The following is a 24,204-nucleotide window of genomic DNA, read 5'->3' as shown; positions in this document are numbered from 1 at the left end:
ACCTCCTGCAACACCTGTAATAGTTTCGGCCATATACAGCGTAATGATGCCATTGGTGCTGATTTCTTTACTGTTTGAAATAACAATAGTAATTACAGCACCACTGGGAACATCATATGTGGCGGAAGGATCGGGTATTACGTATTTTATGCATCCGGAAAAATCGGAACAGGATTCCAATACCTTCAGGAGCAGGAGGCAAGTTTCGCATCATTAAAGTTTCCATGGTCCTGAAAATTTTACAGAATACTACTTGTCGCATTGTTTATACAAAAATAGTATGAACGGAAAGGTGTTAAAATCTGATACACCAAATAGTATAATAGAAGTACGAAACCCGGAAAAATATAAAAAACGTATAACCGTTGGCGATACAACAAAAGAGCTGCGGCAAACAATTATAATAAGTTGATTTACAGAAATATTTGGTGAGTTGAAATTATTATCTATATTTGCAACCCCAAACGGGGGAAACGAACGGCTCAAAGGGCCGTCTGTATTGAGGATCGGTAGTTCAGTTGGTTAGAATGCCGCCCTGTCACGGCGGAGGTCGCGGGTTCGAGTCCCGTCCGGTCCGCATATTATTTTCAGACGCCTGATGTGCTACATCAGGTCTGTTGGTCCGAAAGAAATTAAAAGGAATACATTCCTTCAAATTCAATCGCTGGGCAGGTTCCAGAGCGGCCAAATGGGGCGGACTGTAAATCCGCTGTCTACGACTTCATAGGTTCGAATCCTATCCTGCCCACAGTTTTAAAAGCCTTCGGAGATATCCGGAGGCTTTTTTGTTGATATATATTTTGCTATTCATATCTAATAATCTTCTAAAAATCTTTAGATCATAAGGAACTACGGATGATCTATCCCACCAAATAAAAAAACCGCATAAACCCTAAGATCTATGCGGTCCCTGTTTATTATTCAACTATTTTAATACAATACCCTGAAACTAATAGTACCCGGCACTTCGCGCAGCGCCTTTAACAGCTGCGGTTTATAATCGGCACGGATATCTGCAATAACATATCCGATCTGCTCATTGGTCATCAGATATTGTGAAACAATATTGATCTGATGATCTGCAAATACCTGGTTAACTTTCGCCATCACTCCCGGTACATTGGAATGGATATGTATACAGCGGTGCACCGCTTCTACCTTCGGTAACTGTAAATGCGGGAAATTGCTGCTCTTGAAAGAATCGCCATTGTTGATAAAACGGATCATTCGCTTCGCAACGGATGCCTGTTTCTTCAAGTTATCGAATACAATCACACCCGCTGCTGTACATGCTTCCAGCGGCAAATACTTTTTACCATTGCCAATATACCCGATTACCTTCAGCTTAGGGGCCTGCTGCAGCTGTGCGGCAGATAGTTCCATCTTATCCCCCAGCAATAACATCCCTGCCTTAGATAATAACTTATCATCCAATCGCTCTGTCACTTTCACATTGAAGCCTTCTTTCTTCATCAGCTTTACGGCATCTTCTGCTACATTCCCTGCAACAACGCAGTGGATACGGTTTTTAGGATATGATATCGCTGAAGGAAGATTATTTATGTAAAGAAATTCATCCAGACTTGGTGTAACGTGGTCCGCTTTTTCCACCACAGATTTACGGCTGATATTTTCCGTAAATGCATAGAACTTGCGGATCATACCAAATTCTTTCAGCTGAAAATCTGAATAGCCATCACCGATACCATGGATTTCTCCCTGGAGCTGCAGCTCTTTCAGCAGCTTCACCTTACCACCTTCAAATGACAGCGGGTTCGCTTCATCGTAGCCATTGATGCGTCCTTCACTATCGAATGTGAATGTATTGGCATAAATATTTTCCTTCCTGATATGATAAGGCAGCACTACCGGCGTAATAAACTCTTTGAATCCACCAGACACAATCAATACATCATCTGTATGGTCTTTGAAAAAGTTCTTATTCCTTGCAAACGACGGCGACACCAGCTTCTTCAGGTGTTTCACCAGTAATTTCAGGTGCTCTTTGTTTGCCTCGAGCAACTTTACCCTTCCTGCCAGACTCTCACGGAAAGAGAGTTTTCCTTCCATTGCCTGGTTGGTAAGATCTTCTATTTTCTTATAGATGGCTTCCTTATCCGGATGATTTTGCAGAGAAATGCGGGCGAGTTCGTCCAGTGCTTCTACCTGTGTAAAAGTGCTGTCAAAATCGATGATATAGTACTTTTTACTCACTGACAATCTGTTTTGAGAAGCACAAAAATAAAAGTTTGAGCAGGTTTTTTGCGACAAACTTCCCGCCTGTACTAAATTTTACCGCTTGCATTTTTGAGAATTAAAACAGTTAACTGCTGTGGCAATCAACTATCATGGATGCTGTTGCCGCTTGTATGGTGCTTTCCAGCCAGTGCCGGCGGGAAGATATGGATATATTTATGTGCAATAACAAGGAGCTGCCATCCATTGGCCTTCTCTTTCAACGTGCAGGTTTTTATCGGGTATTTTTGTTTTTGGATAGTAAATAAGGGGATAGCGCTAAAATGTGTCAGACCTTTCTATTCGCTGTTGTTGCGGGGAAGGTTATTCAAATTCATATGCGAAATTGCCGATTACCCTGTTTCTGTCGTCAGGATTGACAGCGAGATAGCGGGCAACTTCCGCAAACACGAATTTTTTAATATCATTCCTGATAACGGCAGATTCCAGTCGCCACCTGGCGGGGCCTGTCAGCTCAAAGCCTTTACCCCTGACAGCCGCTATCAATATCATGCTTTCTACCAGTTTACGCTTACTGATCCTGATCTTGGTTTTTGCTTTCACAGCAGCTTCCTTGATGGCCATGATCATGCCTTCCTGTACCCCATCAATCAAACTTCCGCCGAGGAATAGTTCATAATGGTTCGCAAAGGAACGTACATACGAAGTCGTTATCCACAACGGCTGATAGCAGAAACTGATCTGGTATACATAATCACGGATATTGGCTTTCAAATCCATACGAAAGAAAGGGTTTGCATGGGGATGCTGCCCGATGGCGCCATCCAGCATACGGCCTATCCCTTGCGGATAAAGCAATACATTGCGTTTGAAGTCGGTTCGTTCATCGGTAGTGACGATGCGGATACCGGGATAGAGGTAGGCAAACTTTTGCAACAGCAGGGTTGTCTGCTCATAATCCACATCAAACTGGCGGAAAATGGCCGTATCCAGTGCGAATTCAATCATTACATCTCCTGGCGTGCCTTTACCGTTGCTGATATTAAGGATATAAAATCCTTGTTTGCTATCGATTGTATAGATATCTTCCTCATGATGAATCTCAATTTCAGCATGTGCACTGAGTGCGATCATGATGGCTATAGGTAATGCACTGGGCTGCTGCATCTCGGGCAGATCAAGATGATGAATGCAGCTGATGAGGCCTGCAGTTGCTACTTTCGTTGCTGACAGCCGAATATTTCCCGAATGGAGGAATTCAATAGTTATGGTCGTTTCATTCCTGGTTTCAGTTAACATCTCTTCCAATACATATTCCAGCATATTCGCGAAGCCCGTAAATCTCAAATTCCCAATAAACATCGCAGGACGAGAACGTATCAGCTCATTCAATTTGTTGGCGCGGGTATCCATCTCTTAAAAAAGGGTCAAATTCAAAAAAATATTAATACAATATCAAAAGATCCTATGTAAATTATCTACCATCTCATCTGATTTTTTATGAAAACTGGTAAAACGTCGCTCAAAATAAGCAATAACGGAAATTCAACGAGTGTTTAATTTATCAAATTGCAGGTTAAAATAAGCGCAATGTCATTTTTTTTACACAAGCGGGCATAAAAAAACCGGGAAGTTAACCCGGTTCCATCACATAATTCTATTAAGATTATAATAAGATTAAGACAAGATTAAAAATCTATCTTGTTCCGCTTATCTGTCTGATAGCGCTTTTTATGCTGATTAGAAGGCTTAGGTTTTCTTGGCTCACGGCGGGCTCCTTCGGAAGTATTTCTGTCTGCGTCCATATTGGCAGCTTCAGCAAATGGATGCCTCAAAACAGTTATCGGCTGCTTTGTAAGTCGTCCTATATTTTTCAGGAAACCACGTTCATTGAGGTCACAGAAAGAAAGCGCAATCCCATCATGTCCTGCCCTTCCGGTACGTCCAATTCTGTGTACATATGTTTCCGGCACATTCGGCAGGTCGAAGTTGATAACATGTTCCAGTGAATCCACATCAATACCTCTGGCGGCAATATCAGTGGCTACCAGCACACGCAGGCTTCCACCCTTGAAGCTGGTCAGGGTTACTTCCCTTGCTTCCTGCGACTTATCACCATGCAGTGCATCGGCACGGATACCGCTACGTTTCAGGTGCTTCGCGATATTATCCGCATTATGCTTGGTTTGCGTAAATACGATCGTGCGCTTGATATCCCTGTTTTTAAGGATCAGCTCCAGCAAGGCCTGTTTATCCTTTTTACGCACATAGTAAACACCTTGCTCAATCCTTTCAGCAGTAGAAGAAACGGGAGTTACCGTTACTTTTTCGGGCTTATAAAGCATTGTATTTGCCAGCTGGGAAATTTTAGGTGGCATGGTAGCAGAGAAAAACAGCGTCTGTCTTTCTGAAGGCAATTCCTTAATGATCTTCTTGATATCATTCACAAAACCCATATCCAGCATACGGTCTGCTTCATCCAGCACAAAAACTTCCAGGTGACTCAGGTATACATAACCCTGGTTCATCAGGTCCAGCAGTCGGCCGGGAGTAGCAATGAGGATATCGGTACCATTTCTCAGGGAAATGACCTGTTTATGTTGTGGTACACCACCAAAGATCACATCGTGCTTCAGGTCGGTAAACTGGCTATAGGCCTGGAAATTATCTCCGATCTGGGAAGCAAGTTCACGGGTTGGCGTCAGGATCAGGGCACGCACGTGCTTATAAGCCTGCTGGCCTCTGTCTTCCCTGTATAACTTTTGTATGATAGGAATGGCAAATGCGGCGGTTTTTCCGGTGCCGGTCTGTGCGCATCCCAGGAGGTCGGTACCTTGCAGAACTATAGGTATAGCTTGTTGCTGTATGGGGGTTGGGGTTGTATAACCCTGAGCTTCAACAGCTTTTAATATGGGCTTTATCAGCCCTAATTGCTCAAATTGCATGTTCAAAATTTTAGCCCGGAAACGTGGCACCGGAGTCATCAACATCAGTAAAAGGCAGGTGTCCGTATATACGTCGGGGGTGACCGGATGAGCTTATTATAAAATAATTGAAAGTTTATCTGGTCTGTTAGTTAATTAGTTACAAGGCAAGTCCTTGTATAGCTGACCAATGAGGAGCGCAGATTTTCGTCGTATGTGCTATGATCTCAAAAGACGGAACCAAAGATACGTCTTTTTGGGTTCAGGATAGTGTTAAAAGTAAAGGCCCTTGCAACAGGGCCTTATACCGGGTAAATTACTTTGTTGAAGCAGGCTGCTGCGGCGGAGGCGGCGGCGTCTGTCCTTCGGCTGGTTTGCTTACCGGTTCCTTATCACCATGATGGCAGGTATAGCAGGTAACCGTCATGGTTGCTGAACCTTTAAAGAAATTCGTGTTGATACTATCCGTCATACGCATCATATCGCGTGCAATGTCCTTGTGCGGATTGTCATCGCTGGCAAAATCCATTTTCTTAGGATCATCCTTACCCGGCGCATGGCAGAAATTACATTTTACACTTAATGAAGTGTTGAAATTGTGCATCACCGCAATGAGCTGATCGTGGCTGATATCTTTAGGGAGAACCTTCAGATTTTTAGGACCTTCGGGCTGCTGTGGCAGCGATAAAGAACATAATGAGCCGGCAGCGATTAAAGCTGCAGCCACTACGACTACGCTCTTTTTAAGTTTCATGACCTTGGATTTTGACTGGATTAAGACAGTTATTTGCTTCCTTATATTATGAAATCTACAAAAAAATCTCATATTCCAAAATTTTCTATAGATAAAATGCGCAAGTTTCGGGTTTACAGGCATTCCTCACCGTCTTACTTTTGTTGTAAATTGATGGAGATATGAACAACTACGATAAAGTGGCAACGGCCATCACCTTTATCAGGGAGCACTTCAGAGAGCAGCCTGACCTCAGTGAGATTGCAGCGGCAGCGCATCTGAGCCCTTATCATTTTCAGCGGGTATTTGCAGAATGGGCAGGTGTATCTCCCAAAAAATTCCTGCAATACCTGACACTGGATTATGCAAAACAATTATTACGTGAAGAAAACACCACCCTGCTGGATGCTGCTTTCGAAACCGGATTATCCGGTACCAGCCGCCTGCACGACCTCTTCATCAACATTGAAAGCATGACACCAGGTGAATATAAAAACGGTGGTAAAACCTTGCATATCAACTATAGCTTCGCTGAAAGTCCATTCGGTAATATCCTGGTGGCCAGCACTGCCAAAGGCATTTGCTATATGGCTTTTGCAGATGAACCTGCAACAGCACTACAGGAACTCTACGCCTGTTTCCCGGAAGCGGAATTCAGCCAGATGACAGATATAATGCAGCAAAATGCCTTGTATATCTTCCGGCAGCAGCCAGCAAGTCTGCCGGAGATCAAACTGCACCTCAAAGGAACACCGTTCCAGCTGAAGGTATGGGAGGCATTGCTGAAAATCCCGATGGGTAACCTGCGTACCTATTCACAGATAGCGGAAAGCATACAGCATCCGAAAGCTTCCAGGGCCGTAGGTACGGCTATAGGCAGCAACCCTGTCGCCTTTCTGATCCCGTGTCACCGTGTGATCAGGGCCAGCGGCGAAACAGGTGAATATCATTGGGGTAGTACGCGCAAAACAGCTATCCTGGGATGGGAAGCTGCGCGTACCCAATCAACGGATCAATGATGGGGTACAGATGAAAGGCCTCTACATTAAAAAAATAAGCCTCCTGGAAAGGAGGCTCACCTGTTTGACTTTATATTGCTCTATTCAATCCAGCCTTTATTTTGGTCCAGCTTAGGATTATTTTGTCTTTCTGTTAATGGAATAGCCCAGGTATACAGCTGATCTCCCAGCCATACAAACGGTACTACTACTGTTCCCCAGATCTGTTTGATACCGTTGCCAGGATAAAACACATCATCTTTCCAGGTTTTCCAGCGTAATTCATCGAAGTAGGAAATACCTTCATTCGGGAATTCACACAGGCGTTCGTGGCGGATGCGTTTACGCAAATCATCTTGTCCGGCTACTGTGGTACCAGCGGAAGAGTTCAGCAAACCTACGCCTGCACGGCCTCTTACCTGGTTTACCAGGTCCACGGCTGCTGCCGTGTTACCTTGTTCGTTCAGCGCTTCTGCCCACATCAGTAAAACATCTGCATAACGGATCAATGGCATATCAATACCACCGGAGTAACGGTTAGGTAATTGTGTAGAACCGGTATAGACAAATTTTCTGTGCAGATAATAGAAGAGTGATTTAGTATCTGTCAGCAGGTCCAGTGTTGGTGGTAATTCATCCCTTACCGGCCAGCGCAGGGTAAATGTCTGGTCAGCACCATTAATATTTCTACCAACATAGGTTGCATACGGTGTGATGACATTCGCTGTCAGACGCGGATCCCTGTTGGCATATACTGCCTGAATACGCTGTTCATTACCCGTAGGCAGGTAATCTGCCATATAGGCGCCACGGTTTGTTGCGGCAGTAATCTCTGCTGCGGTGAGGTTGTTGCGCAGGAAATATACTTCCCGCTGTGCAGCGGTTTTGCTGCTATAACCCGGAATAACGGCATCCCAGTTGAATTTGCTGCCATCTTTATTTTCGTAGGCATCTACCAGGTCAGGTGCGATCAGGTATGTGTTCCAGCAGGAACCGAATGAAGAACGGGTACCGCAGTAAAATTGCGTGGTACTACCGAATCCATCTACCGGCAAATTCTGAATAGAAAAAATACACTCGTCACTCTGTTCGTTGGCTTCCAGGAATAATTCCCTGTAGGTTGGGAACAATCCGTAACCTGCATCTTTCACACTCTGGAAATCAGCAGCAGCCTTATCCCAGACTTTCTGGTACATATATACTTTTCCTCTCAGCGCATAGGCAGCCCCTTTGGTAGCATGGCCAAAGCTGGAACTACCTTTTGCATATTTTGCAGGCAGATTTGGTTCAGCAATCGCTTCTGTCAGATCTTTAATGATCTGTGCCCATACTTCATCTTCTGTATTGCGCGGACGCATCAGGTCATTAATATTCCGGGGATCCAGATAGATAGGTACTCCTTTAAATACCTGGTTCAGGCGGAAATAATAATAGGCTCGCATAAATTTCATCTCTGCGAGATAACGGCTTTTCTTATCTGCGGCAGAAGGTGAAACTTTCTGGAGGTTATAGATGGCGTCATTTGCACGGAAAACACCTTCGTAAAAATCCACCCACGACAAAGAAAACATAGTATTCGAAGGAGTAGCAGTACCTGTCTGGAAGGCGTCGCCATCACGTCCCTGACCGTCAATAAAACGGCTGTACTGATAAATCTCCCTGCCACTGGCACCACCGTTACTATAACCCATTTTTAACTGGGCATAAACACCGTTAACACCCAGGTCGGTCAGGTTGTCGGTTGTCCACATGGTGGAGGAAGAAACCGAAGTGTAAGACTTTGTGTCCAGCAGATTTTTACGGCAGCCGGCCAGTGTCAGTACACCTACCACCAGTGCAGCACCCGTTAAATATCTTCTTTTATTATTTATATAATTCATGATTATTATTCTTTTTATCTGAAAAATTATAAACCAAGGGTAATACCTACAGCTACCTGCTTCATGGTAGGATACCCAATATCCTGGCCCAGCTCAGGATCGATACCTTCCCATTTGGTAATGGTCAGCAGGTTTTCACCGGAAAGGAATACACGGCAGTTATGCAGGTGTACACGCTTCATCACATCAGCAGGCAGGGTATAGCCTATCTGAATATTTTTCAGTTTTACATAATTGGCATTGTATAACCAGAATACACTTGGGGTATTGTTAATCGCGTCACCATTGAATTTCAGACGAGGGAAATGACCATTGATATTATTTCTCGGATCGCTTGGGTTTGCGTCGTTAAAATAATAGTGGTCATCCGCAATACGTTGTGCGATGCCATTACCAGTACGTACGATGGAGTTGTCGTAACCTTCTGCGTTCCAGTAGAATTGCAGTCCCATCGCACCTTGTATGGACATAGACAGGTCAAAGTTTTTATAAGCCAGGTTGGTATTGAAACCAAAAATGAACTTAGGATCTTTGTTGGTGCCGGTAAATTTCCTGTCGTAGCTGTTGCCATAAACTCCATCACCGTTGAGGTCAGCAAAGATGAAATCACCATAATACAACTGTGATTTACCGGTAGCATTTACAGGCGAGAAGGTATAACCGGCTGCCTGCATATCTTTCACCCATTGTAAATCTGCAGCGGTTCTGATCATACCGGAGGTAGGACCACCATTGATATTTACGGTACCATCTGCATTTTTATAGGAGCCATTACCGTGGTACAGCTGACGCAGATAATATTCACCGATCATATGTTCTTCTACGTTCGGATTAACCGCGCTGGCACTGGATGCAACAGCGCCAATGTTGCTGTTATATACTTTGTTGCCGTTTACGGTACTCCAGCCTTCAACCAATGCGCCTTTGTATTGTGTGATCTGATTACGGTTGTAAGAGAAGTTACCGCCGATAGAATAGCGGAAATCACCTTTACCTCCCTGCCAGTTCAGGCTAATTTCAATACCTCTGTTATTTACACTCGGGCCGTTTACCGTTGGAGCAACTACGCTTCCTGCAGTCAGTGGTAATGGAACTGTTGTGAGGATACCACTTGTCTGACGGTTATAGAGATCCAGCTCTACAGAGAGATGTCTGTCGAAGGTGCTGAAATCTAAACCGATATCTGTTTGTGCGGTGCTTTCCCAGCGGAGGTCAGGGTTGGCAATTTTATATTGTGCCATGGCTGAGGTCTGGTTGCCGCCATAGGAATAGGAGCTACGACCATAGGTAGCCTGCCAGTCGTAAACGCCTGCAGCATCATTTCCGAGCTTACCCCAGGAAGCTCTCAGCTTAACATCCTGGAAGAGATGCGAGAACTGTTTGGCAAACTGTTCTTCGGATATACGCCAGCCTGCGGAGAAGGAAGGGAAGTTACCCCACCTGTTGTTGGCGCCGAAGCGGGAAGAAGCATCCCTGCGCATGTTGGCTTCGAACATATATTTATCTCTGTAGATATAGTTCAATCTACCAAAGAAAGAACGCATAGAGCGATCAAATGCAGTACCACCGATAGACGACATGGTTGTTCCGGTACCGATGTTGGTAATGGTAGCATCCAGCAAGCCGGTCATGGTAGCCCCGAAGTTGAAATACTTGTAGTAATATTCATTGTACCCTACCATGGCATTCAGACTATGATCTCTCCACTGGTTGCTGTAGCGGAGGATCTGATCCATAGAATAGCTGTAATCTTTACTCTCTCCCTGTCCGGTAGACAGGTTTATTGGCAAGGCTGCAGGAGCAGCAATGGTATTGGTAGCAAAGTTCCAGCGGTCGAGCGGGATAGTATAATCGGTAGAATCCGTGCCTCTTACCTGGTAGTTGAAGCGGCTTTCTACCGTGAAATGTTTCAGGAAATGGATATTGGAATACAGCGTGCTGCTTATCCTGGATTCCTGGGTGGTACCGCCGGTGCCGTAGAGGTAGCCGAGCAGGTTATTCAGGCCGGCAGATTCGTCGGAGGAAGTAGGTGCGCCGAGTTTACCGTCGTACATAGGGTACAATCCTGGTGTAGTCTGACGGAGGAAGTTGAAGAGATTGCCCACATTTCCCTTGTCCCGGTTCTGCACTGATGCAAACGTTTGCGTTCCCAGGGTTAAAAAGTCAGTAGCTTTTACTTCCACGTTGGCGCGCATTTCATAGCGTTTGATACCGGTATTATGCATAACGCCGGGGTTACCGAGGTAACGGGCAGAAAGGTTATACAATACATTATCACTACCACCGGTTACCTGGAAGTTATGATTCTGGATCAGGTTATTTTCGAAAATGGTTTTACCCCAATCGGTATTAGGATATACCACATAGTTAGGAATACCAAAGTCATTGAGTTTGTTAGGGTCCTGTTTGGCGGCTTTCCACAGGTCGATATTGGATTGCTGATAAGGGGCAGCCTGGCCGATGTTGGTAGCGCCTTCGTTAAACAGTTCCATATGACGCACGTAGTCCGTCACGAATTTAGGTTTGTTGTTGGGGGTTGCCTGGGAGAAAATACCGGTATAATTAAACTGCGGCTTTCCTTTTGTTCCTTTTTTGGTAGTAATGAGAATTACACCATTTGCGGCCTGTGCACCATAGATAGAAGCAGCAGCCGCATCTTTCAGGATAGAGATAGACGCAATATCCGATGGGTTTACCGCATCCATCGTACCGATGACGCCATCAATCACTACCAGGGCACTGGCGTTATTGAGCGTACCTGTACCTCTTACACGGATAGTAGCACCGTCCAGGCCCGGCTGACCGCTGCCCTGTACCACACTTACACCGGCCGCAAGTCCACCCAGCGCCGAAGATACGTTGGTCACCGGGCGCGCATCCAGCTGTTTGGAGCCGATGGAGGCTACCGAACCAGTCATATTAACTTTTTTCTGTACACCATAACCTACCACTACTACTTCATTCAAACCTGTTTCTTTTGAACGCAGTAATACATTATAGGAAGATGCTGCCCCCACCTGGAGTTCTGTATTATCGAACGACATACCCGAAAAGACAAGGATAGCGCCATCCGGCACCACCGCCTTGAAATTACCGGTACCATCTGTAATACCGATTGGCTTGCCTCCTTTAATGTGGAAACTTACGCCCGGAATTGGCGTACCCGTGGAATCTTTCACTGTTCCCTGGATGTTTTTCGTTTGTGCAAATAACATTAACGGGGAAAACACAAATACGAATAACATCAACCGCATAGCATTAAGGAGATGTTTTTTCTCCTTCCTGTGCTGCAGCTCACAATTTCTTTTTTGAAAATACATTGTGGAAATTTTAGAGATAAATAATTAGAGTTGGTTGACGTGGTTTTGTTCAACGCTGGTTTTACAAGCATTCATTCTTATCTACAAATTTGTATATTTGGTGCTATCATAGAGGGGCATAAATGAATCTAAATAGGGGTTCTTTCTTAAACCTATCAGCCAAAACAGCAGTGAACATCAATTTCTCCACCAAATTAGCAGTGGTTTTACTCCTTTTACTACCGCTGTGTTCCAGGGCGCAACTGCGCAACCTGAAGTTTCATCATATCAATACGGAGAATGGTCTTAGCCAGAATTCCGTGCTGGCCATTACCCAGGATAAAGAAGGATTTATCTGGTTCGGCACACAAAGTGGCCTCAACAGGTACGATGGGAATAATATGAAAGTATTCAACAGCCGCGATAAAAAAGGATTATCGCACGGCTATATCCTGTCTCTTTTATGTGATCATAATAACCAGCTCTGGGTAGGCACCGGCCAGGGACTCAATAAATTTGATAAGGTAACGCAAACGTTTGCATCATACTACCCCGTTACCCCAAAATGGGATAACGCCAACTGCATCACCAGTATAGCAGAAAGCCGAAACCTCCTGTGGATAGGCACTAAAGACGGACTATTTAAGTTTTTACCCTCCCGCGGAACCTTCGAAAAAGTAAACCTCGACGGCATACTCACCAACAAAGACCGCTTAATAATATATGATATATACCCCGCCAGAAATGGAGACCTCTGGGTAGCCTGCAATGGTGGCATCGTCATACTCGATATCAGTAACGCAGCAATTCATATTAAAAAAATACAACAACACGCAGGCGACGGCAGCAACGAAATTACAGCAACAGCCATCGCCGAACACCCAAACGGTACCTTCTATGTAGGCACACTGAACAATGGTATACTGCTATGTAACAGCAACGGCGACATTACCCGTTCCTTCTCCACGGCCAACAACCCCACCGTTGTCAGTGACCATATCAGAAGAATAATCGTAGACAGCACCAGGAACAAAATACTGGCAGCTACACAAAACGGACTCCTCCTCTTCAATGCCGCCGATAATTCCATCACAGCCTGCCAGCACTTCGCCAAAAACCCGCAAAGCATTCAGAAAAATTCCCTCTGGAGCCTCTACCTCGATACTGATGGCAGCTACTGGATAGGCTCCTATTTCGGCGGTGTCAGTGTTTCTGATGGCGATCATACCGCTTTCAATACATGGCCAGGCATGGAAATGTACCCAGGCATCGGCAACCCGGTCATCAGCGGCATGGCTAAAGATAAAAATGGGGACCTCTGGATATGCACGGAAGGGAATGGCCTCCTCCAGTTCAATCCGCAAACATTACAATATAAGGTATACCGCAACAGCCCCGCTGCCAACAGTGTCAGCTCCGACCTGCTGAAATGTATCTACCTCGACAAAGAAAATCAATTATGGATAGGTACCCACAGCGGCGGACTCAATATGCTCAATGCCGCCCGTAACACCTTCTCCCATTATTCTCTTTATAAAGATCTGCAAACAGAAAAGGCCAACGAAATCTACGCAATCTCCGAAACCAGCAACGGCAAACTGCTTGTGGCGGGTAAACATGGCGTATTCGCTATCACAAAAGGTAGTAACGAATTCGAAACCAAAAACTTCCTGCAGCTGATCAATGTCTCTGCCAATGCACTGTTCCAGCTCAATGCCACCCAACACCTCGCGGGCACACAAGATGGCCTGTACCTGATAGAGAATAACCAGGCCAGACAGCTGTTCAGCGGTCTCGCCATCAATTGCATCCTGTCACAGTCTGACGAAATCATATGGCTGGGCACCAAAGCAGGCCTCTATACCTATGACCTGCAAACCCGGCGACTGCTGAAAAGCAATATCAAATCTCTGGACATCAGCATACTAAGCATCAGCACCGATAACAGTAAAAATCTCTGGCTGAGTACCGAAAACGGCCTCTTCATGCTCACGCCGGATAATGCTATTCACCACTACCTCGCCAGCGACGGCCTCGCCAGCAATCAGTTTAACTACAACTCTGTCATCACCGATAACGACGGCCGTATCTTCTTCGGCGGCAACGACGGACTCACCTACTTCTACCCGGCAGACCTGAAAATCAATACCACCATCAGCCCCCTGATGTTTACCGGTATCACCATGCTGGATTCCGCCGCCAATAACCCGCCGGCACAGCTATTGACAGACCTCAATCATACGGATCATATTACCCTGGACAGCAAACAGGCGTCTTTCAGTCTGCAATTCGCATTACTGAATTATATAAAATCTGAAAAAAATCAATATGTCTACCAGCTGGAAGGCTTTGACAAAAACCCCAGAACAACACATATTCCCACAGCAGCATATATTAATCTGCCTGCGGGCGACTATATCTTCACTGTAAAAGGTATCAATAACGACAACATCGCAAGTGCGGAAAAGCGTTTATACATCACCGTATTACCGCCGCTATGGCGTACCTGGTGGGCATATACTTTTTACGCACTCCTTATTTGTGCATTTATATTCAGCACCATCCGCTATATCTTCCTGCAGCTGATCCTCAAAAAAGAAGAGCATCTGCATCAGCAGAAACTGGATTTCTTTACCAACATTTCTCATGAAATCAGGACCCATCTGACGCTGATAGTGGCGCCTGTCAGCAACCTCCTGGCACAGAAAGAGATGCCGCCAGCCAACAAGGCAACCCTCCACCAGGTGGAAGCCAATGCCTCCCGACTTATGCAGCTGGTGAATGAATTAATGGATTTCCGGAAGCTGGAAAGAGGTTTTATGCACCTGCACATCGCCACCTATGAAGTGAATGGCTTCATGCAGGAAATCTACAAAGCCTTTCTGCCTGTGGCTGAAAGCCGCAATATCAGACTGACATTTACTCCCCTCCCAAAGGACACGCCGCTGTATTTCGATAAACACCAGCTGGAAAAAGTCTGTTTTAATTTAATAAGCAATGCCTTCAAATTCACACCTGATGGCGGTATTATAGCTATTAAGTTATATGCAGATGAGGAACAGGTACGCGTAGAAATTGCAGATAACGGGTTTGGTATAGATGATAATTATAAAGATAAGATCTTCGAAAACTATTACCAGATAAACGACCATACCCGCCAGAACACAGGCTATGGCATCGGGCTGGCACTCTCCCGGAAAATCGTGGAATTACACAATGGCAGCCTGTTTCTTGCCGATAAAATCAGCGGATATTCTACTGTTTTCAATATTGTGCTGCTGCAAGGAACCGAACACCTCAAAGGAGAACACGTTCACTTCGATGGCAAGGCCGGCGGCCCGGGAATCACCCCTCAGATACTGGTACAACCTGAAATCAACCATTCTACCGATCAGGAGGAAATCCAGGATGAAATCCGTAAAACCATACTGGTAGTGGAAGACAACCAGCTGATACAATCACTCATCAAAGGTATCCTGCCCCCTTTTTACCAGGTAACCATCGCCTCCAATGCTGAGTCAGGGCTGGTAATAGCCAGGGAAACGCTCCCCGATATCATCATCAGCGACGTCATGATGCCAGGAATGAATGGCTTCAAATTCTGCAAGCTATTGAAATCAGATACGCTTACCTCTCATATTCCTATCATCTTACTAACAGCAAAAACCGCTACAGATGACCAGATCTATGGGCTAGATCAGGGGGCAGACATCTATCTCTCCAAACCATTCAACGCACGTATATTGTTATTACATGTGCGTAATCTAATCCGTAACCAGGAGCAGATTCAACATAAAATAGCGGCACATTATCTTAATAATACCACACCGGCAATGATGGAAGCATCAACTCCCGACGCGGAAATTCCTGTTACCTCCGAACTCAGTGAAACAGACCAGCGCTTCCTGGAAAAACTGACCAGCCACGTAGATGAAAACATTTCAGACGCGGAGCTGGGCGTACAGGCGCTTACAAAGGAATTTGCCATGAGTGCGCCGGTATTATATAAGAAGATATATGCTGTTACCGGGTTGTCTATTCATGAGTTTATAAAGATTCAGCGGCTACGAAAAGCCTGCGTACTACTGAAAGATAAAGACATGAATATCTCTGAAGTGGCGTACTCCGTAGGTTACAACGACCGGAAGTACTTCAGTAAAGAGTTCAAGAAATTCTTCGGCATCAACCCTACGGAATACCTGAAGCAGTCCATCAACGAATAATAATGGGGTCTGGGGGTTGCCGTCCCCGGAAGGGGGCGGCAACCCCCATTATCAAAAAACTGATGCCGAAGGCGTCAGTTTTTTGATAATGGGGCAAACACAAACACCCTACCATAGCCTATCTAACGACTATTTACACATAACATAATTATCTACAATAATCAATAATTATATAAATCATATCCATGATTGTGTAACAACTCCCCCCTGTTTCTGTCCGACCTTTGATCTATCAATTTGAATCATATGGAAACACAGGAACAAATCATAAAAAAGACATTTCCCATCACCGGCCTGAGTTGCGCATCCTGCGCCGTTAGTGCTGAATCTATGCTGAGTGCAACACCTGGCGTAGTACATGTTGGTGTAAACTTCGCAAATGCCAGCGCTACAGTAGAATATCAACCATGGGTAGTGGGTCCTGATGGCTTAAAAGCCGCTATTCAATCAATAGGCTATGACCTCGTAACCGAAGATACAGAAGAAGCTGCCGCAGCACTCGAAGATCTTCACCGCAATAAATTTGAATCACTGCGTAAAAAGGCCATCTGGTCCATCATATTCTCTGTACCACTGGTAATCATTGGTATGATATATATGAACATGCCTTATGCCAACTATATCATGTGGGCGCTGGCAACTCCGGTAGTACTGGTTTTCGGACGCCAGTTCTATGTAAACGCATGGCGCCAGGCAAAACACAGAACCGCGAACATGGATACGCTGGTAGCATTAAGTACCAGTATCGCCTATATATTCAGCGTTTTTAACACGCTCTTCCCGGAATTCTGGCATAGCCGCGGATTACACGCACACGTATACTTCGAGGCTGCCGCAGTGGTAATCACATTCATCCTCCTGGGACGCCTCCTGGAAGAAAGAGCGAAATCCAACACCTCTTCTGCCATCAAAAAGTTAATAGGACTCCAACCTAAAACGGTTACGCTCATCCAGGAGAATGGCGATACCGCAGAAGTGCTGCTGGCACAGGTAAAAGTGGGCGATCTCTTACTGGTAAAACCAGGCGAGAAAATCCCTGTAGATGGTACTGTTACTGCCGGAAGTTCTTATGTAGATGAAAGCATGATATCCGGCGAACCTTTGCCGGTACTGAAAGAGAACAACGCGGAGGTTTTTGCAGGAACCATTAACCAGAAAGGTGTTTTACGCTTCAAAGCCGTAAAAGTAGGCGGCGATACCATGCTGGCCCAGATCATTAAAATGGTGCAGGAAGCACAGGGAAGTAAAGCACCGGTACAGAAACTGGTAGATAAAATCGCCGGTATATTCGTTCCCGTTGTAACGGCACTGGCTATACTGACTTTGATCGTCTGGCTGATCTTCGGTGGCGACAATGGCTTCACGCAAGGTATGCTGGCCATGGTAACAGTGCTGGTAATCGCCTGCCCATGTGCCTTAGGCTTGGCAACGCCTACCGCCATCATGGTGGGTGTGGGAAAAGGAGCCGAAAATGGTATGCTGATCAAAGATGCAGAAAGCCTGGAACTTGCTCATAAAATCAATGCAGTAGTACTTGATAAAACCGGTACCATCACCGCCGGAAAACCGGAAGTAACCGGTATAAAATGGAAAGATGGCATCGATACAGAACGCGCTGCACGACTGCTTTACAGCATCGAACAGCAATCTGAACACCCGCTGGCAACTGCTGTTGTAAAATATTTACAGGTAGATGAAACCATGCAACCCGACCACTTCAACAGTGTAACCGGTAAAGGTGTGGAAGCCGTTTACAGTGGTAAAAAATACTTTGCCGGCAGCAGAAATTATATCAGTAGTCTGGGCATAAAAGTAAGCGCAGCACTGGAAGCACAGTCAGAAAGCTGGTTAGCTGATGCCGCCACCGTAATATGGTTTGCAGATGAAAGAGAAGCACTGGCAGCAGTAGCCATCGCCGACCAGATCAAAGACACGTCCGCAGCTGCGGTTAAAAAGCTGGAAGATATGGGTGTAACCGTATACATGCTTACCGGCGACAATGAACAAACCGCAAAAATAGTCGCAGAAAAAACCGGTATCACCCATTATAAAGCAAACGTACTCCCGGCAGATAAAGCCGCCTTTGTGCAGGCCCTGCAACAGAAAGGCAATGTAGTAGCAATGGCCGGCGACGGTATCAATGACAGCCACGCACTGGCACAGGCTGATGTTAGTATCGCAATGGGTAAGGGTACAGACATCGCGATGGATGTTGCCCGCATGACGCTGATCTCTTCTGATCTGCTGATGATACCTAAGGCAATTAAATTATCCAGGCAAACGGTGAAGCTTATACGTCAAAACCTCTTCTGGGCCTTCATCTACAACCTGATCGGTATTCCGCTGGCCGCTGGCATATTGTATCCCGTAAACGGATTCCTGCTGAATCCGATGATCGCCGGAGCTGCCATGGCACTGAGTTCTGTATCTGTGGTAGCCAATAGCCTCCGCCTTAAATGGAGCAAACTTTAAACAAATCTTTATATAATTTTTATTAATCCAATTATAAATTAATCAATATGGAAACTTACAAATTCAAAACGAATATCAATTGCAGTGGTTGTGTAGCAGGTGTAACACCTCATCTGAATCAGGCTACCGGCGTAGAAACATGGAACGTGGACACTGCCAATCCTTCCAAAGTACTGACCGTTGAAACCAACGGTGTTACCGCAGAAGAAGTAGTGGCAATAGTAAAAAAAGCAGGCTTCTCCGCTGAAAAAATCTAAGACAGCTAAATAGTATAATGAAGAAGAAAAGGTCGTCTCTACTCAGTAGGGGCGACCTTTTAATATGTAAAAAAATGTCCCTCCCGTAGAGGGAGGGACTCCATTATTGCTTATGAAAAAGACCAGCATTAAATAATGCCACGTCGCTACAAAGAGGAAACAAATTCATTACTGGTTATCAACACAAAGTTTGTTATACACCAGCTCATCAGAAGATATAGGCCAGATATACTTTGTATCAGTGGTGAGTGTTTGAACAACACCACCTCTGGCCACAAAATTTTGTTGTGTTCTTGTAACCTCCATACCTCTGAATCCTTCACCCAGTAATTCAATATGTTTCTCATTCCAGATCGCATTTACCAGGGCGGTAGGTGTTGCAAAACCGGCAGCAGTAAAGGTCACAGTAGGATCTGCTCTGTGTCGTACTGCATTCAGTAATGCTAACGCTGTCGGATCTACGGTGTTATTCTGTTTCACCAACGCTTCCGCATAGTTCAGCAATATTTCAGAATAACGGATAACCGGCGCCCAGTCGGTATAAGGATTTGGAGTAGGATATTTAACCAGGAAATATTTACTACCTACGGCAAACAGGAATTTCCTGCGTGCATCTGTGGCTGTTTTCCAGGAAGAATCGGAAATAACACCGGTAGATATCAGTGAATATTCACCATTACCTGCATATGGCAGCGAAGAAGGCGCAAAATAGTACCCCAGCTGTGTTTGCGTACCAGGAAAATCTCCTGTGGTTCCGGTGAATGGCAAAGAGAACATTGATTCTGTGGTAGTATATGGCGGTGCAAATACTTTGGCGATCTCTGTATTCAGTGAGTGGCCGCCAGGAGAGCTGAATGTGGTGGTACCTGTTACGATTTTCTGTGCTTCGGTAATCACCTTATCATATTTACCCATGTAGAGGTAAACACGCGTTTTCAATGCTACTACACTGTAATAGTTGGCATGCGTGATAGCCTTTACTGTACCGGCAGTAGATTTTGGCAATACAGCTTCTGCTTCGTCCAGGTCTTTCAGGATCTGGGTATAGATTTCAGCAACGGTGCTTCTGGCTTTGGCATAATTACCTTTTTCTTTATGTCCTTCCAGGTAGAGTATCAGCCCCGGTTTTCCGCCGGCGCCATCCCAGAATGGGCGGGCATACAACTGCAGCAGGGAGAAGTAGGAAATCGCACGTACGAATTTTGCTTCGCCGACATAAATTTTACCTAAAGAGTCGCCCACCACTTTGTTACCCTGTGCATTCATACCATCGATGAACAGGTTCGCATTGTTGATGGAAAGATATCCCTGTGCCCAGATTTCTTTTACTTCCTGGGTCTCGTTACCCACGTTCCTTCTCCAGGAAAGTGCCAGCGTAACGGAGTTAGAGAGCTCATTGCTAAAATCTTCTCCACGTACTTCGTTGGCAATCTGGAATTTTCCGCCCAGGAATTTACCGTTTTTGAGCATGGTGTATAAACCATTATTCTGACTGGCAATACGGTCCGGTGTATCAAAAACGAGGCCTGCATCCAGGTCCGACTGTGGTTTAGGATTCAGCAATGATTTCTGGCATGATGCCATCATTATGGCCGCTCCTAATGCTAATGTATATACGCTGATTTTTTTCATCTTCATTCGGTTTAGAAATTAACATTTAAACCCAGAGTAAAAGTACGTCCGTTGGCCAGTGTGTTACGGTCGATACCCTGACCGGAGGCATTGTTACCGTTGGAAGATACTTCCGGATCAGGACCAGGATATTTAGTCCAGATACCCAGATTTTGTGCGTTGGCATATACTCTCACACCGGAAAGATGCGCCAGTTTAGCAACTTCAGAAGGGATGTTATAGCTCAGGCCTACTGTACGAAGTTTCAGGAAGTCTCCTTTGAATACGTTCGCAGAAATTGCATAGGAGCTACCGTTAGATACGTTATCGTTGGATACCAGACGTGGGATGTCGGTGATATCATTAGCTTTCTGCCATCTGCGCAGTACATCAGTTGTATTGTTCCAGAAACGCTGATCTCTCAGACCTGCATTGGAGCCATAGTAAACATAGAAGCCTGTCTGGTAGGTCAGTAATACGTTCAGTTCAAAACCTTTGTAACGGAAAGTATTTTCAAAACCACCGATGAATTTAGGGTTAGTATTGGCGAAAGGCACAGCTGATTTTACATTCACTGCAGCAGCAGGTTTGCCATCCATATAATAGTAAGCAGCAGCTACCGGATCATAACGAACCGTTTCACCGGCAGCATTGAGCAGCATACGCTGTCCTGTTGCAGGATCTACGCCGGCATTTCTTACAACATAAATCATACTCGCAGGCATACCTACTTTATTGATAGATGTTTGCTCAAGAGAAGCTGTAGTAAATGGTACTTCATTCATACCATCTGCAAGTGAAGTAATCTGGTTTTTATTGTAGGTAATATTGAAGTTAGATGTCCAGGTGAATGCACCTTTATCCAGTACCACTGCGTTTACGCTGGCTTCCAGACCTTTGTTGTACATAGAACCGGAGTTATATGGCACTGATGTTGGTAAGCCTGCAGAAGGTGCTTGTGTCAGATAGAGGATCAGCCCATCAATGTTATTGTAGTAATAGGCAAATTCAAAATTGATACGGTTTTTAAGAATACCAAAGTTGATACCCACATCTGTTTTCTTACTTTCTTCCCAGGTAAGCTGCGAGTTACCTGACTGGCTGAAGTACATAGCCTTATTACCACCATACAGAGAAGGATGATACAGGAACATGAAGTCGTAGTCGCCAAGGCCGGCAAAGTTACCTACTTTACCATAGCTGGCTCTTACTTTGAAGTTGCTGAAAACTTTACCCAGTGCACCTTCTGCCCAGAAATTTTCTTTTGCTACTTCCCATCCGCCGGAGAAGCCATAGAAATTACCTTTCTTTTTGTCCATCGCGAAGGCGGAGTATTGGTCCTGACGGAGGTTACCACTCAGGAAATATTTCTCTTTGTAGTTATAGTTCAGACGACCGAATCCAGATAACAGATAGTTATCTCTGGAAAGGATACCGCTGGAATTATCGATCAGCCATCCACCTTGTGTGGTATTGAAATAATCATCTGCCTGGAATTGTCTGTCCAGACCGTAACGCTGGCGGGTATCACGCTGTTGCTCCATACCCAGGAGGAGGTTCAGGTTATGGTTGCCAAAGGAATGTGCTAACTGTGCAGTGTTGGTCCATACCCATCTTTTATAGTTGGAAGAAACACTGATAGCCTCACCTTTTAAGCTCACACCATCACCACTTTTAGGGTTACGGTAGATGTTATTATCCATCAGCAGGTAGTCGATACCGTACATAGTTTTCAACGTCAGCCATTCAAATGGTTTCAGCTGTGCATATGCAGATGACTGTATGTGATTGGATTCTGTATTGGATTTATCTTTATCCAGCAATACCTGCGGATTGTATAAACCTACCTGCAGGCTTGGATTTCCAGTGTTAGCAACATAACCGTTTGAAGCCAGGTTATAGGAACCATCGTTATTAAATGGTGATGCAATCGGAGAAGTCAGGAATGCCAACCTTGCCAGACCACCGGAGTTGAAAGCCTCACCTTCCAGGGAGCCTGAAGAACCGGAGATCTCACTCAGCTCATTGCTGTAAGATCCTTTTACGCCAACAGATAAGATCTTTCCTACTTTCTGGTCCAGGTTGAACAGGAAATTTTTACGGTTGAAAGCATTCCTTTTAAGGATACCTTCCTGTCTGGTATAACCACCGGATAAATAGTAGCTGGTACCTTCAGTAGCGCCAGAAGCGTTGAAGCTGTGACTCTGGGAGAAAGCCTGTTTACGATAAACCACATCCTGCCAGTTGGTATTGATAGGATTACCGTTTGCGTCTTTGTTGAGTGCATACAGATTCGTAGCTGCAGGGTTTCTGTTCAGGATACCTTCATTTTTTATTGCGATATACTGTTCAGCATTTAACAGTTTAGGCATACGGTTTGGTGTAGACCATCCAGTCCAGCCATCGTAGGAAAATTTCGTTTTGCCTAATTTTCCTTTTTTGGTGGTGATGAATACCACACCATTGGCAGCGCGGCTACCATAGATCGCAGTAGCAGCAGCATCTTTCGCGATTTCTATAGAGGCAATATCTGCAGGATTAATACTTGCCAGCGGGTTCAGTGGAGCGTTGGTAGAACCCTGATCACCGGTAAAAGTAGCAATACCATCAATGATGATCAATGGATAAGCACTCAGTGAAAGAGAGTTCACACCACGGATACGGAATACCGGTGGGTTGTTTACCACACCGTTAGGCACGGTGATCTGTACACCTGCTGCACGGCCACCAAGGCCTGCTTCAAAGCTCTGGATAGGTAATTCTGCTACCGCATTTCCTTTAATGGAAGCAATGTTACCGGTTACCTCTGCTTTACGCTGGGTACCATAACCTACTACCACTACTTCAGAAATTGATTTGGCATCTGTAGCCAGTGAGATGTTAAATGCATTCTGGCCGGCAACCGGTATCAGCTTGGTTTCATAACCCACCATAGATACCTTGATTTGTTTTGCCGATTCAGGAAGTACTAAGGTAAATTCACCTTTTGTATTAGTAACAGTACCAGTTTTGCCACCTGGATAACTAACAGTTACCCCGAGTAATGGGGCGCCGGCGTCGTCCACAATGCGACCCGAAACAGTCCTGTTAGTTTGGGCCAATAGCGAAGATGCTAGCAATAGCATGCTGGCCACCACGAGTAATAGTTTCCTCATGTAGTTCAGATTTTGGTTGTGATAAATGACTGATTAATAAAGTTGACTGATTGTTTTCTTGCTAAATGTTTGTCTGATTCAGATTTTGGTTTGAAAAAATAAATAGTCGGGAGATGAATACAAGTATATTCCGGACATGGCACTGCCAGTACGAACAGGTCGCATTAATACAGTGTAAACATGTAGTGAATAAAATTACAGTTCAGTCTCCTGAATAATTGGCATAGTAAAGTCTATACAGTAATGATACTTACAATAATCTGGTAAGGATTTTCTTCTTCTCATTCGATCTTGGTTAAGGTAAAAAGCAAAACGCTACATTTTCCTATTCTGACTAAAACAAAAACTACATAACAACATCGCTGTGATTTCTCGCGTGGCAAGATTGTTTCTATTGGTGTTGATTAATTATCAGTAGTGAAAAACAGATACCGGCGGAAACATCCTGTAGGAAAG

Annotated in this window: 12 protein-coding genes and 2 tRNA genes; 6 read left to right on the top strand and 8 right to left on the bottom strand. The window is 45.0% G+C overall.

The annotated features are described in order from the left end of the window. Window positions 1-503 precede the first annotated feature (503 nt). Both F3J22_RS07760 and F3J22_RS07755 read left to right on the top strand, forming a co-directional pair. Window positions 504-577, top strand: a tRNA-Asp gene (locus F3J22_RS07760). Between the two features lie 89 nt (window positions 578-666). Continuing rightward, a tRNA-Tyr gene (locus F3J22_RS07755) sits at window positions 667-748 on the top strand. A gap of 182 nt (window positions 749-930) precedes the next feature. Here F3J22_RS07755 and F3J22_RS07750 read toward each other — a convergent pair. From F3J22_RS07750 to F3J22_RS07735, 4 genes are all read right to left on the bottom strand, one after another. Further along, complete coding sequence (locus F3J22_RS07750) at window positions 931-2,214, bottom strand: HAD-IB family phosphatase (RefSeq protein ID WP_167015902.1); 1,284 nt, start codon at window positions 2,212-2,214, stop codon at window positions 931-933. 345 nt (window positions 2,215-2,559) lie between these two features. Continuing rightward, on the bottom strand, window positions 2,560-3,609 hold the full coding sequence (locus F3J22_RS07745) for a hypothetical protein (protein WP_167015900.1): 1,050 nt from the start codon (window positions 3,607-3,609) through the stop codon (window positions 2,560-2,562). A 275-nt stretch (window positions 3,610-3,884) separates the two neighbouring features. Continuing rightward, complete coding sequence (locus F3J22_RS07740) at window positions 3,885-5,141, bottom strand: DEAD/DEAH box helicase (protein ID WP_167015898.1); 1,257 nt, start codon at window positions 5,139-5,141, stop codon at window positions 3,885-3,887. Between the two features lie 295 nt (window positions 5,142-5,436). Then, window positions 5,437-5,874 carry a c-type cytochrome gene (locus F3J22_RS07735; RefSeq protein WP_167015896.1) on the bottom strand — a complete coding sequence of 146 codons (438 nt, stop codon included), beginning with the start codon at window positions 5,872-5,874 and terminating at the stop codon, window positions 5,437-5,439. A gap of 161 nt (window positions 5,875-6,035) precedes the next feature. Between F3J22_RS07735 and F3J22_RS07730 the strand changes: the two genes are divergently transcribed. Beyond that, window positions 6,036-6,872 (top strand): methylated-DNA--[protein]-cysteine S-methyltransferase, encoded by an 837-nt coding sequence (locus F3J22_RS07730; protein ID WP_167015894.1) that lies wholly within the window; start codon window positions 6,036-6,038, stop codon window positions 6,870-6,872. 80 nt (window positions 6,873-6,952) lie between these two features. On the opposite strand, the gene F3J22_RS07725 is transcribed toward F3J22_RS07730, so the two are convergent. Beyond that, window positions 6,953-8,731 carry a RagB/SusD family nutrient uptake outer membrane protein gene (locus F3J22_RS07725; RefSeq protein ID WP_167015892.1) on the bottom strand — a complete coding sequence of 593 codons (1,779 nt, stop codon included), beginning with the start codon at window positions 8,729-8,731 and terminating at the stop codon, window positions 6,953-6,955. Between the two features lie 26 nt (window positions 8,732-8,757). After that, the gene (locus F3J22_RS07720) at window positions 8,758-11,985 is read right to left on the bottom strand and encodes a TonB-dependent receptor (RefSeq protein WP_167015890.1); all 3,228 of its coding nucleotides are present in this window, start codon (window positions 11,983-11,985) and stop codon (window positions 8,758-8,760) included. A 236-nt stretch (window positions 11,986-12,221) separates the two neighbouring features. Between F3J22_RS07720 and F3J22_RS07715 the strand changes: the two genes are divergently transcribed. From F3J22_RS07715 to F3J22_RS07705, 3 genes are all read left to right on the top strand, one after another. Continuing rightward, a complete protein-coding gene (locus F3J22_RS07715) occupies window positions 12,222-16,253 on the top strand; it encodes a two-component regulator propeller domain-containing protein (RefSeq protein WP_167015888.1) in 4,032 nt (1,343 codons plus the stop codon). A 246-nt stretch (window positions 16,254-16,499) separates the two neighbouring features. Then, window positions 16,500-18,725, top strand: a complete 2,226-nt coding sequence (locus tag F3J22_RS07710) for a heavy metal translocating P-type ATPase (protein WP_167015886.1) — start codon at window positions 16,500-16,502, stop codon at window positions 18,723-18,725. Window positions 18,726-18,772: 47 nt separating this feature from the next. Further along, on the top strand, window positions 18,773-18,982 hold the full coding sequence (locus F3J22_RS07705) for a heavy-metal-associated domain-containing protein (RefSeq protein ID WP_167015884.1): 210 nt from the start codon (window positions 18,773-18,775) through the stop codon (window positions 18,980-18,982). A 168-nt stretch (window positions 18,983-19,150) separates the two neighbouring features. On the opposite strand, the gene F3J22_RS07700 is transcribed toward F3J22_RS07705, so the two are convergent. Together F3J22_RS07700 and F3J22_RS07695 are read right to left on the bottom strand one after the other, a co-directional pair. Next, on the bottom strand, window positions 19,151-20,614 hold the full coding sequence (locus F3J22_RS07700) for a RagB/SusD family nutrient uptake outer membrane protein (RefSeq protein ID WP_167015882.1): 1,464 nt from the start codon (window positions 20,612-20,614) through the stop codon (window positions 19,151-19,153). An 11-nt stretch (window positions 20,615-20,625) separates the two neighbouring features. Then, window positions 20,626-23,748, bottom strand: a complete 3,123-nt coding sequence (locus F3J22_RS07695) for a SusC/RagA family TonB-linked outer membrane protein (protein WP_167015880.1) — start codon at window positions 23,746-23,748, stop codon at window positions 20,626-20,628. Window positions 23,749-24,204: the final 456 nt, after the last annotated feature.

The organism is Chitinophaga sp. Cy-1792 (assembly GCF_011752935.1).
Classification (GTDB): Bacteria; Bacteroidota; Bacteroidia; order Chitinophagales; family Chitinophagaceae; genus Chitinophaga.
This window is presented reverse-complemented; position numbering and strand designations above follow the sequence as displayed.